Raw genomic sequence first — 13116 nt, 5'->3', positions numbered from 1 at the left:
ATCTAATGCATGCAACTTCGGTGTTGAACAGTTGTTTCACCTTTTGACCAAATGTGTTAACTGACATCTGGCCTATTCAATATTGTGGTTATGAAGTTAAGGCAGTCCGTTTGAGGGTGATGGTTAAAGCAGGTAGTCAAAGCGGTTCAATTGAAGATTAAAGTTAATAGTTGCCATAGCCCCAACCGTTGTAACTTGCACAAACCTGGTGCACGAATGTGTACTGCAGTATTGAGACTTTAAAAATAAAAAAATAATAGCAGCTGTCATTCTACTTTAGTTTTGAGCTTTTTTCTCACCGTATCTTTGCTGAAAACGTTGATAGGCATACTTCGCTTGATCTTCCGTGACGACATCCACTTCATTACCAAAGAGATCCACACGCGCAGCATTTGGCTTTTGGCAACTTAAGTAGGCCGGTGAAGAGCTGTAGTAACTGAGGGCCTCACGTAAAGCTTTTTTACTAAAAGGGGGGCTATCTAACCGTTCATAAAAATCAATTATTTCATCAAAAATGCCAATTTGCAGCGGTTTAACCTGACCACCTTTTTTAAAAAAGGCATTGGGGAAGTGCTCGATAAGCCAATCAATGATTTGCTGTTTGTCTTTTTTGGCTGTTTCATTCTGTTGATTCATCTTGTTCTCTAAGCCCAAGTTAAAACTCAAATAAACTACCACAATTATTGTGATTAGCAAGCTGGTTTTTATCATTTAATATAAAATTTAGTCAATTTTGCGGATTAGCATTATAGGGTTCGGGTTTTCCGTTAGAGCTACTGATTAATTACTCCAGAATAGAGTGTTTTGAATTCTAAGGAATTTGCTCAAGCATGCCCAAGAAATTTCTCAATCTCTTGCGAGAAATTTGCATGCAATAACTGCACTTATTTGCAATCATTTTACTAAGTAATTGATCTTTTTACATATTTATTAAAATGACGCAAAAGTAGAAAATTAATTTCACCTCGTATGCAAATTGCACAGTGTTGCAGAGCTAAATGCAAATTGCTACATTCTAAGTATGACTTCAACGGATTTGAGGTCTTACAAAGGGAATTGCAATCATAAGGATGTGAAAGTCAGGGATGAAATCGAGATAGGATATCTCGATTGGTGACTGCGAAGCCAGGGCTTGCCCTGGCTTTCTTTTTATACAGTGGCGTAGCCTGAATGCGACAGGTAGTAGCTATCGGGATAATACGCAAAAACGACCGAGCCATTTTTGATGGTGTTAATTACTGGTTTCGCGAGTGTTTTGGCAATGGATGGGCAACCCCAGCTGCGGCCGGCTCGTCCTGCCTTTCTGATGAAATCAGGCTCTACATACCATGCACCATGAATGACCACACGGCGATTATAAGCGTTATCGTTAAAACCGCGCTCCAAACCTTGTAAGTTCAAGGAATATCCTTTTGACCCCATATAGGTATCTCGCGTTATATAGGTACCAAGGCTTGTTGCTTTACTTGATGGCTTGTTTGAAAAATGACGGGGGACATCACCGCCTGAATTTCGGCCATGAGCTACATAGGTATTGTAAAGAAGACGTTCTTTGCTCACATCAAAAACCCACATACGCTGTTTGTTAGAGGGTAAAGAATAATCAATTACCGTTAGTACGGGTTTCTTGACGGCACCTTTGTCTGCTGCTTTCTTATAAGCTGTTAACGCTAACTTCAAAACTTTTTTATTAAGCTGGGGCGCCTTTTGGCTAAGGTGCTGAACTTCCTGATTCACATCAAACCCAGTTTTGGCTGAGGTCGTATTAGCAGGAGCTGGCGCATGATGAGCGCTAGTCGATAAAAAAGCCGCTGAAAGTATGCTTATAATTGTATTCATAACACTCCTTTCTCTTGTAAAATCGCAGAAATTAAGGTTTCTGAAAGCTGGTGATTATATTGACAACTGAGACAAAAGTAAAATTAGAGGGCGTTTTGTCGACCATTAAGAAAAAATATTAATCAATTCATTGGCTTAACTGGAATGGCGGTCTTAGGTATTGAATTGTATTCGCTCATATAGTATAAAAAATCAACAACAAGAAGTGCGATTTAAGGGTTTTGTAGTGCAAAAACTAATCAAGTTAACCATAATTAGATCTATTTTTACCTGTAAGAGGGTTGTTTTTTGAACGAGTTTTTAACACTTACAAGTCTTTTAGAGGTGTAAAATTTGCGCATTGCACGTTTTAATTCCTGGCATTCTGCATTATCATCGCTGAATATTTTTGACCTGTTTCAAATTGGAGAACAACATGCTTGAGCGGTATTCCATACAACCTCCGCAAGATCAGCGCGCACGCATTAATCAGGCTTACAGAATGGACGAATTAACGATCATATCGGAGCTTTTGGACAAGGCAGCGTTGGATAATAGACAACTTGCTGCAATTCGTGATCAAGCCACCTCTCTGGTGGAGCAGGTTCGGGCTGGCAGAAAAAAAAGCACGGGAATTGATTCATTTTTGACTGAATATTCGTTGTCAAGTGATGAGGGCATTGCGCTGATGTGTTTGGCTGAAGCATTGCTTAGAGTACCTGACAATGAAACGATAGATAGTTTAATCAAGGACAAATTAACCAGTGCCGATTGGCAAGCTCATCGTGGACAAAGCGATTCATTTTTTGTAAATGCCACCACCTGGGCGTTGATGCTAACCGGTAAAGTTCTAACTCCAGAACGAGCAGATGGTGTCTTAAGTAAGGCTCTGTTTAAATTAATAAACCGCAGTGGTGAATCCGTTGTGCGCAAGGCTGTGGATAAGGCAATGCGAATCATGAGCAAACAATTCGTTACTGGCCGGACTATCCAGGAAGCATTATCGCGAGCCAAGAAAAAAGAGGCGAAAGGTTACCGCTACTCCTACGACATGTTGGGCGAGGCAGCTCTTACTGCGGTGGATGCTGAACGCTATTTTGTTGCTTATCAAAAAGCCATTGAAGCCATTGGTAGGAGTGTAGATCCAAAGTCTAATGTTTATCAGCGTCCAGGCATTTCCATCAAATTATCAGCTCTTCATCCCCGTTATCAAGAAGCGCATCGGGCGCGGGTGCTGGAGGAATTATCCCCTAAATTATTACAATTGGCTCAACTGGCAAAAAAATACGATATTGCCATGACCATTGATGCTGAAGAGTCCGAGCGGCTGGAACTTTCCTTAGACGTCATTGAGCGGGTGTTTCGTGATGACAGCCTGCATGGCTGGCATGGCTTTGGAATGGCTGTTCAATCCTACCAAAAAAGAGGTTTTTATTTATTAGACTGGATTGCCGATTTGGCAAGAAGCAAACAGCGGCGGATAATGGTCCGGCTTATTAAAGGGGCATACTGGGATAGTGAAATTAAAAAAACCCAAATGCAAGGTTTGTCTGAGTACCCTGTATTTACACGCAAAGCCTTTACCGACGTTTCGTTTCAAGCCTGTGCCAAGAAATTGCTGACCATGACGGATGCAATCTATCCACAGTTTGCTACTCACAATGCCTATTCAGTCGCTATGATTTTGAATCTGGTCGGTAATTATCGGGATTTTGAATTTCAATGTTTGCATGGCATGGGGAATGAGCTTTACGAGCAAATTGTTCCAGCAAACCGCCTTGGTATTCCCTGCCGCATTTACGCTCCTGTTGGAAGCCATGAAGATTTATTACCTTATTTGGTGCGAAGACTTTTGGAAAATGGTGCGAATTCATCGTTTGTAAATCGCATTGTGGATGAGAAAGCCCCTATCAGCTCCTTAGTTGAGGATCCAGTCTCTAAAGCAAATCATCTATTATCCAAGATCAACCAAAATATACCTTTACCTGCTTCGATTTTTTTACCTGAAAGGAAAAATTCAAGGGGCTTTGATTTCACTAATCGGGAAGAGGTGGCTGATCTGCAACAACAATATATGGCTATGGATCTTTCCCGCTGGCAGGCCAAACCTCTATTGGCAGGCCGAGAAGGAGGGGAAGTGGATCGAAGTGTTACTTCTCCGCAAAATTTTGCCCATCCAATCGGTCGGGTAAGCCAGGCGACCCTTGAGGACGTTGATTGGGCTCTTAATCAAGCCCAACTTGGCTTTAGCCGATGGTCCCAAACTGTCGTTTCCGAACGTACTGCTTTAATTGAACGCTTTGCTGAGCTTTTAGAGGAAAATAGGGCAGAGCTATTAGCCTTGACCTGTTTTGAAGCTGGAAAAACCTGGACAGATGGAGTGGCTGAAATTCGCGAAGCAATTGATTTTTGCCGTTATTATTGCATGTTGGCGGAAAATCAAATGGCAAAGCCCAAGCGGTTGCATGGCTATACTGGGGAATTAAATGAATTAAGTTTACATCCTCGTGGTGTAATTGCTTGCATCAGTCCCTGGAATTTCCCTTTAGCGATATTTACAGGGCAAGTCATTGCGGCTTTGGTAACTGGTAATTGTGTTGTTGCCAAACCGGCTGAACAAACCTCCATAGTAGCAACTTTTGCTGTACAGTTAATGCATAAAGCAGGGATTCCAACACAGGTCGTCCAATTATTGCCGGGGACTGGTGAAACGGTAGGGGCTGCTTTGGTTGCAGACCAACGAGTGAAAGGAGTGATCTTTACAGGATCTACTCAGACTGCTGCCCTTATAAATCAAACCCTGGCCACTCGAGGTGGGGAAATTATACCTCTTATCGCTGAAACTGGCGGCCAGAATGCAATGATTGTGGATTCATCGGCTTTGTTAGAACAAGTTACTGTCGATGCTATGACTTCTGCTTTCGGTAGTGCGGGTCAACGTTGCTCTGCATTGCGCGTCCTTTTTGTGCAAGAAGAAGTTTATCCAAGAATGCTTGAGTTGATAAAAGGGGCCATGGCCGAATTAAAAATTGGCGATCCTCAATGGTTGTCAACAGATGTAGGTCCTGTTATTGATGCTGAGGCTCTATCTGGATTAAGGGCGCATGTACAAACCATGCAGCAGGAACATGAGATCATTTATCAGTGTAAATTAAGCGAAGAATGCAACAACGGTTATTTTATGCCGCCAACAGCTATAGCCATCAACAACATGTCAGCGCTTAAAAAAGAAGTTTTTGGTCCTGTATTGCATGTGATCAAATACAAGCGTAAAGATTTGGATGATGTGATTAAACAAATCAATAGTACTGGCTATGGTTTAACGTTAGGTATACACAGCCGCATTAATGAGACTGTGGAGTATATTCGTAAGCGGGCACACGCTGGCAACTGCTATGTAAATCGCAATATGATTGGTGCGGTCGTCGGTTTGCAACCCTTCGGAGGCGAAGGGCTATCTGGCACAGGTCCAAAAGCAGGAGGGCCACACTATTTGCTGCGCTTGTGCCATGAGCGTACCTATACTGTGGACACAACAGCAGCAGGCGGTAATGCGAGCTTAATGTCTATACCTGAGGGTTATTAAGGAATTCAGGTCCTTATTTAAGGACCTGATTTATTCGTGGTTTATTCTTGTTAGATCTTAAAAGTAGATGAGCCATCAAAGCTCAACTACTTTCCGCTGCATCGCTGTCTTAATCAACGTAATGGTCAGGGTGGGTTTTATCGAATTCCTCTTCATGCTTTTTGGCAAACCACCAGGGTAAAACCACAAATAGGAATAGCCCGCCAATGAGAAAGGTTTCAAAAAAGAATAGATTATCAATGGGAATTTGTGTTGGGGGTACAAAGCCGATGAGCATGGCTAGTAGACAACATAGAATTCCAATTCCTGCCACCAAAAACATCACAGCATTTCCACCTGGAACTGTATAAGAACCGGTATGATGAGGTTTGCTAATACGAAGTTTAATGGCCGCGGCAAACATGAATACATAAACCAACAAAGCCATCTGTGCGCTTAAATCGCTTAGCAGCCAATAAGCTGCATTGATTGAATCAAACAGGATAAATACTGAGCTTAGCAAGGTAAAGATTATGCCTTGAGCAATTAAAATGGCTACGGGAGCCCCATAGCGGTTTACCTTGGCGAATACTTCTGGCAAGGAACCATCCTGCGCCGAAACCATTAAACCCTTAGTTGGCCCTATGATCCAGGCTGAAACTCCGCTTAAACCGCCTAAAATGATTAAAAGAGCAATTAATCCGGTCATCCAATCATAATGGTAAGCCTGGAAAAAAACCGCATAGGCATCGATCAGACCAGATACCACACTCAATTGCTGATTGGGTACCACAATGACGATGGCAAGTGAACCAAAAACAAGGGTGGCAAAAATAATTAAAGCCGAATACAAAATGGCCTTTGGATAATCTCGTTGTGGGTTTTTGACCTCGTCAGCATGAACAGCTGACATTTCCATTCCGATTAAACCAAACAATATGGCAGAAAATAAAGACAGGTTCCCGATGGAACTCAGATCCGGCAGCCATGTTGAGGCTGAATCAGCGGCAATTGGCCGGCCCTGGAACAACCAGATAGCGCCTAGTACGCTAATGCCAACCATGGGCAGAATCGTTCCAATGGTGGCTCCTACGATGCTGACGATGCTCGAAATCCGCATTCCAAAACAATTTAGAATGGTAAAAACCCAGAAGAGGCCGAGAGCCGTCGCTAGTAAATAAAACTTGTTATTCGCCAATTCTGGTGCAAAAAGATAAGAAATGGTAGCGGCAATAAAGGCTAAAATGGTGGGGTACCACACCACATTATAAATCCACTGTAGCCAAATGGTGATGAAACCAGCGCGACGCCCAAAAGCTTCTCGAACCCAGATGTATAATCCTCCACGATTCGGGTAGGCGGTTGCCAATTCAGCAGCGACTAATGCCACGGGTATAAAGAAAGTAAAGGCGGCAATTAAATAATAAGTGAGCAGCGAATAGCCTAATTTGGCGCTCATAGGCAAGGTTCGCAAGCTGTCAACGGCAATGACGTTTATCATAACCAAAGAAAAAATAGATAATACTTTCTTAGAAGAATGCATGCGAAAATCCTTATGGGAATCAGGAAAAGCAGACGTGATGATCAATAATTTAGGCAAGCGGAAAATAGCAGCTTAACTCTACAAAATCAATCTGTTCTTTATTGGAGGCATCCTGATGTATCAGAATGCCTCTTACTTGGGTATTACATTAGATTGCGTAATACATAATGCAAAATACCTCCGTGGCGGTAGTATTCAAGTTCATTATTGGTATCAATCCTGCAAATGACTTCTATTTTTTCGAGAGTACCATCCCAACGCTCAATGAGCATGGGAATTTTGGCTCCAGGCTTTAATGAATCATCCACTTGGATGCTGATACGCTCCGTACCGTCCAACCCTAAAGTCAGACGCGAGACCCCTTCAGCGAATTGCAAGGGCAGCACACCCATACCAATTAAGTTGGATCGATGAATTCTCTCAAAGCTTTCAGCAATAACCGCCTTAACGCCCAATAGATTGGTCCCCTTCGCAGCCCAATCTCGAGAAGAACCAGTACCGTATTCTTTCCCTGCAATTACAACGAGTTCCTGGCCTTCTTTCTGATAAAGCATGGAAGCGTCGTAAATCGACATGACTTCATTAGAAGGAATGTGGCGAGTAACACCTCCTTCAATTCCAGGTGTCATTTCATTGCGGATTCGAATGTTAGCGAAAGTCCCTCGCATCATCACTTCGTGATTCCCACGCCTTGAACCATAGGAATTGAAATCAGCCTCCTGAACACCTTTGGATTTTAAGTACAATCCTGCTGGGGAGTTGGCTTTAATTGAGCCTGCTGGGGAAATATGGTCTGTGGTGATTGAATCGCCAAGTAGAGCCAGGATGTATGCTCTATTCACAGGCTCAATCGCCTCAGGTTTTGCTGACAGGTTTTCAAAGAAGGGCGGATGCTGAATATAGGTTGAATTAGCATTCCAATTATAGGTGGAGCTGCTGGCGGTCTGAATGGCTTGCCAGTGAGCGTCACCCTTAAATACGTCAGCGTACTCTTTACGGAACATGCTGCCTTTGACTTCTGCGACTTTTGCCGCAATTTCTTCATTACTTGGCCAAATGTCTTTAAGATAAATTTTGTTGCCGTATTCGTCTTGTCCAATCGGATCAGTGGCCAAATTGATGCAAGTTGTACCCGCTAAAGCAAAAGCCACAACCAGAGGAGGAGAGGCAAGCCAGTTGGCCCTTACTTGAGGATGCACCCGGCCCTCGAAATTACGATTGCCAGATAACACGGAGCACACAACCAAATCATTGTCATTAACGCATTCGGATATGACGTCAGGTAAGGGGCCAGAGTTGCCGATGCAGGTTGTGCAGCCATATCCAACCAGGTTAAAACCCAAACGATCCAGGAACTCCTGTAGACCAGCATGCTTTAGATAGTCAGTAACCACTTTTGAGCCAGGGGCTAAAGAGGATTTGACCCATGGCTTTCGTTGTAAGCCTTTCTCAACCGCTTTTTTAGCGACTAAACCTGCAGCCATTAATACGCTGGGGTTGGAGGTATTGGTACAACTGGTTATCGCCGCAATGACCACATCGCCATGTTGCATGCCATAATCCTGGCCTCTAACTGGAAATTTCCTTTCTTTCTCAATGGTCTTGCCTAATTCTCCCAGGAATGTATCAAACTCAGTGGGTAGAGACTCCAGTGTCACTTTATCCTGGGGACGCTTAGGGCCTGCTAATGAAGGTTCAACTGTACCTAAATCCAATGTTAAAGTGTCAGTAAAGACTGGATCTTCACTGTCGTGGTGATACCATAATCCTTGAGCCTTGCAATAATTTTCTACCAAAGCAATAAGATGGGGATCACGCCCAGTCAGCTCTAAGTAGCGAATAGTTTCTTTATCTACTGGGAAGAAGCCACAAGTAGCACCATATTCAGGAGCCATATTTGAAATAGTGGCTCGATCAGCTAAAGGCAAATCATTCAAGCCAGGGCCATAAAATTCAACAAATTTACCCACAACTCCCTTCTGGCGAAGCATTTGCGTTACGGTCAAGACTAAATCCGTTGCGGTTATGCCTTCTCTTAATTTACCGGTAAATTTAAAGCCAATCACTTCTGGAATCAGCATGGATACGGGTTGGCCTAACATTGCAGCTTCTGCTTCAATTCCTCCAACGCCCCAACCTAAAACACCCAGGCCATTGATCATGGTGGTATGAGAGTCTGTACCCACTAAAGTATCCGGATAAGCATAGAGGACCCCATTATCTTCGCTAGTCCATACTGTTCTTCCTAAGTACTCTAAATTGACTTGGTGGCAAATTCCTGTTCCGGGAGGGACTACGTCAAAATTGGCAAATGCTTTTTGACCCCATCGCAAAAATTCATAACGCTCCTTGTTTCTTTGAATTTCTATTGCTGTATTGATTTCAAGAGAATCTGGGCTGCCGAATTTATCAACCATAACAGAATGATCTATAACCAAATCAACCGGAGATAAGGGGGAGATTTTTTCGGGGTTGCCTCCTAATTTAGCAAGGGCGTCACGCATAGCAGCCAAATCAACGACAGCTGGTACGCCAGTAAAATCCTGCATCAATACTCGAGCCGGACGATAAGCGATTTCGTGCTGTGATGTTTTGGTCTTTAACCAGTCAGCCAGTGCTTGAATATCCTGGGTTGTTACCGTGGTGCCGTCTTCAAATCGCAATAAGTTTTCAAATAGGACCTTCAAGGAGTATGGTAAACGGTTGATTCCTGGGAAATGTTTATTCTCTGCTTCTTTAAGGCTGAAGTAATTATAAGATTGCCCATCGACCGACAACTGAGATTCAGTTGAGAGACTGTCTTGACCCACTTTCATATACCGACTCCAAAATTTTTTAAAACGGTATCATAGCTGAAATGTGTCAAGTTTTCATGATTTGCAAACCATGCTGCTGTAATTTTTTTGCAGTAGACATAAGGGGAGGCGTCATGGCTGCAAAAGGATTTGGCTTTCTGTTAGTAAAGGAATATTTGAGCCGACCAAAGAGTGGGCAATTTGAGTAAATAAAGTTTCTTCCTCTTTTTGGATTTTTAGCTGGTTAGGCCATGTTTCTACAAAATCATAGTAAGCACTTGGAAGTATAACCGTCACTGCAATGGCTAATAAAGATAGACTCCCGATCATGCTTAAAGGGAAGAGGAGGATGCTGAAAACCATCAATGCAAGGCTTGCATTAAAAATATGGTTGTTGACTTCGTCATAATAGGTCATGGAATAACAACCTTGGTCACCCCCAATGTGGCGATAATAGGAAGAGCTGTAATAATCCTGTGCTAAATCGGAAATCTCTTCAGCAGTGGCTTTAGTGCATTGCAAAAGAGTCTCTGCAAATAGGGCATAACTAAGTAGAAGTTTTTTCCTTTCCGAAGGATTGGTGGTTAAGTTAAGCTGGTGTTGAAAAGCATCCTGTCTTGATTCAATGAGTTTCGTTAACTCGGGATGAGCGGCAAAATGATGTCGTACATTTGCCATGACTTGACCAATTTCAGATTCATTCAATTGAATTTTTGGTTTTTCAAAAAAGGTAAACATAGCCGTCCCTGTTTTCTGTTGCTTTTTTAGGAGACTATCATGGGCTGAGGAGTGCGCTAGTGCTTTTGCGAGGGAGTAATAAATTTTAACGAATTCGTTAATCTGATTGTGCTTATGGAGTAAAATAAAGTGTGGGCATATTTCTTGCTAGGGGAGACTATAACAATTGGAGTGGGTTCATGATTAAATTGCCTCAGGTTATGGCTGTTCCTCAAGATTTAAAAGAAAATACGTGCGCCTCTGAATTGAAAGACAGTCCTGAGCAATCCTTCATGACTTTTATCGCTGAATATTTAACTCTGGATTCAAATCAACCTAAGGCGGAAAAGCCGGCATCAAATGCATTATATTTAGAGTTCACTGATGAACCAGAAGTGCGTGAAGAAAATAAGGTTGTTCTCCTTCCTGTTGAAAATAAACTAACCTTGGAAGAGACAGACGCAAACGAGTTGGATGAGTTCCCCATGGTTTTAGATCCTCTGCTTTGTTTTGCGCACAATGAGCTGGAATTAAAAAAATTTTTGGATGCTGAGCAGTTGGAATTGCCCGAGGAAAATAAGCCAATCCCTTCAGATTTTCAAATTAATGAGCAAGAAAGCCTCCCAATCCTACCTTCTTTAGGTGATGTGATTCATTATTCAGAGCCTTCAGGGGATGAATCTGATCTCATCGATGTGTTTTCTGAATCCAGGATTAATATTCCACAATTAGACCATTCCGCCGACCCGATGCTTGTTCAGGAAGAGCAATCGGGTGAATTGTTGTTAAACACATCACCTGTTGTCAACGTAAGCGAAGAACTTCCTATCCCTGATTTGAAGATTGCACCTCTGGACTCATCTGTAACCGAAGACGATTTATTTACTTTTTCTTTAATCACAAAACAGGATTCACAAGAATTCACTCAAGAACTGGATTTCGTAGCCCCAAAACAACAAGAAGCTAATGAAGAGCTTGCAAGTAAGCTGATTACCACAGGGATTGCCATCGAACAATTTAAAACCAGCGGTAGTGCCCCGGCTGGTCATGAAACTAACCAGGCCAGGTTGATGAGCATTGAGAGTCCAGTTGGTTCGAAAGAGTGGTCAGAACATTTCAACGATCATATTGTCTGGATAGGTCAGCAAAAATTAAATTCCGCCATCATCAGGATCAATCCTGAGGAACTTGGCCCAGTTGAGGTAAGCATTAAAATAATTAAAGAAGGAACGTCCCTTAATATAAATGCCCATAATGGCATGATCCGAGATCTAATTGAGCAGGGATTACCGCGGTTAAAAGAAATGATGACTGAGCAGGGTATTAATCTTAGCCAAGTTAATGTAGAGTCAAACGATAAGAATGGGCAGTTCTATTCTCAAGAGCGTCAGGAATTTTCATATGAATCGACGCTTGGCGAAGACAATAAAGACACAGAAGTTGTTGCCTTTCGTGCAAAAGGAATCGTTGATTATTTTGCTTAAATACAAGGACTTAATTTTGAGCTGCTAATTTAGTCCAACTCTTGACTATATTGGCAAAGTTCCTTTCAATAAGAGTTTACGTTCAAACAAGGATTGCTCAACGTGTCTAAATCTAAATTTTTACAAGACTGGATTGTAAGTAATAACTACTTACTAAAAACATCGGCCACAAAAGAGTGGGATAAAATAATTGGCGATAAAAAAACTCAAAAAGACATCAAAATGAGCAGTAATGGTCGGCAACTGTATGCCTACATTGAAGGCCATTTTGCTCATGACCATACGAGAATAATCGATTCCAAGTTAAGAGAAGCTTATGCAAATCTGTCATTAAGTGATTTTGCAAACCCCTCTGGATTCGCACAATCTAAAAAGGCGAGTAAGGCATTGTTACATTTTTTTGAAGTGCATCACGTGTTGGAAAATTTCATTAAACAGGATGTGGGGCAACATAAAAACAGAGACTCACAGGTTAATGCCTTTCGTAGATGGATTGTTGTTGCCAATTTGTTAAAACAGCGCGAGTGCTATGAAGGTTATTTTTTGGTAATCAATGCCCTTTGGACCTTAGAGGGTGATCTCAAATTCAGCAATGAACTTCCCGACCCTTGTTTGAAGTTATTTAAAAAGCAATGCAATAGCATCTCGCCCTTTGGCAATTTCGCAGAATTAAGACGTGAGATAAACTGCTCAAGTGGAGAGCGCAGGTTTACTCCCGTATTTTTACGCGCCAAAGACCTTACTGTGTTAAATGATGTTTTGGAAGATATTGAAGACAGCGTTCAGCCTGATGAACCCGCTTATGAGGCTTTAAGGAAAAAACAATCTTTTCTTAGAGAAATTGCTAAAGAGCAGAAAGTTAAGACTAGGTTGCCTGGTTATTTGGAAAAGAAATTCCAGGAAATGCATCTAGCCTTCCAGAAGCAAAACAAAAGGGGGAAAAATTGTCCTGCAGGCCAGGATAATAAAATAAAGCCTGAGGAAAAAAATAAACCTTCAACATTATATCAAGATTTACTTCCTTCATTTTGGCGCCGTAAATGCAATGAAAAAAAATACTGGGAAAAAGTGTTTGAACTGAATAACAGCCCCAGCTTATAAAGACTGGGACTGTTCAAAGATTAGAAGCAGCGGGTTCTGCAACGGATAACTCTTCCGTTGTGACGATTTATCAAGCAGCTTTTTTGACATCGG

8 protein-coding genes are annotated in these 13116 nt (G+C 42.1%); 3 read left to right on the top strand and 5 right to left on the bottom strand.

Going from position 1 to position 13116, the window contains the following annotated elements; all coding sequences use genetic code 11:
- Positions 1-276 precede the first annotated feature (276 nt).
- Complete coding sequence (locus EL203_RS07965; RefSeq protein ID WP_058472187.1) at positions 277-636, bottom strand: ProQ/FINO family protein; 360 nt, start codon at positions 634-636, stop codon at positions 277-279.
- Between the two features lie 513 nt (positions 637-1149).
- Complete coding sequence (locus tag EL203_RS07960) at positions 1150-1839, bottom strand: murein L,D-transpeptidase catalytic domain family protein (RefSeq protein WP_058470826.1); 690 nt, start codon at positions 1837-1839, stop codon at positions 1150-1152.
- Positions 1840-2254: 415 nt separating this feature from the next.
- On the opposite strand from EL203_RS07960, the gene putA reads away from it, so the two are divergent.
- Positions 2255-5404 carry a bifunctional proline dehydrogenase/L-glutamate gamma-semialdehyde dehydrogenase PutA gene (gene putA, locus EL203_RS07955; protein ID WP_058470827.1) on the top strand — a complete coding sequence of 1050 codons (3150 nt, stop codon included), beginning with the start codon at positions 2255-2257 and terminating at the stop codon, positions 5402-5404.
- Between the two features lie 109 nt (positions 5405-5513).
- Here putA and EL203_RS07950 read toward each other — a convergent pair whose 3' ends face one another.
- The 3 genes from EL203_RS07950 to EL203_RS07940 form a co-directional block, all read right to left on the bottom strand.
- On the bottom strand, positions 5514-6926 hold the full coding sequence (locus EL203_RS07950; RefSeq protein WP_058470828.1) for an APC family permease: 1413 nt from the start codon (positions 6924-6926) through the stop codon (positions 5514-5516).
- A 143-nt stretch (positions 6927-7069) separates the two neighbouring features.
- Positions 7070-9742 (bottom strand): aconitate hydratase AcnA, encoded by a 2673-nt coding sequence (acnA, locus tag EL203_RS07945; RefSeq protein ID WP_058470829.1) that lies wholly within the window; start codon positions 9740-9742, stop codon positions 7070-7072.
- Between the two features lie 111 nt (positions 9743-9853).
- Positions 9854-10459: a lpg1689 family Dot/Icm T4SS effector gene (locus EL203_RS07940; protein ID WP_058470830.1), complete on the bottom strand. Its 606-nt coding sequence runs from the start codon at positions 10457-10459 to the stop codon at positions 9854-9856.
- Positions 10460-10638: 179 nt separating this feature from the next.
- Here EL203_RS07940 and EL203_RS07935 point away from each other — a divergent pair, with 179 nt between their 5' ends.
- The gene (locus EL203_RS07935; protein ID WP_058470831.1) at positions 10639-11922 is read left to right on the top strand and encodes a flagellar hook-length control protein FliK; all 1284 of its coding nucleotides are present in this window, start codon (positions 10639-10641) and stop codon (positions 11920-11922) included.
- A 102-nt stretch (positions 11923-12024) separates the two neighbouring features.
- Positions 12025-13023 (top strand): RasGEF domain-containing protein, encoded by a 999-nt coding sequence (locus EL203_RS07930; RefSeq protein ID WP_058470832.1) that lies wholly within the window; start codon positions 12025-12027, stop codon positions 13021-13023.
- Positions 13024-13116 lie beyond the last annotated feature (93 nt).

It is taken from the genome of Legionella jordanis (genome assembly GCF_900637635.1).
Classification (GTDB): domain Bacteria; phylum Pseudomonadota; class Gammaproteobacteria; order Legionellales; family Legionellaceae; genus Tatlockia; species Tatlockia jordanis.
Note: the sequence above shows the minus strand (reverse complement) of the source record. Positions and strands in the feature narration are given on the sequence as shown.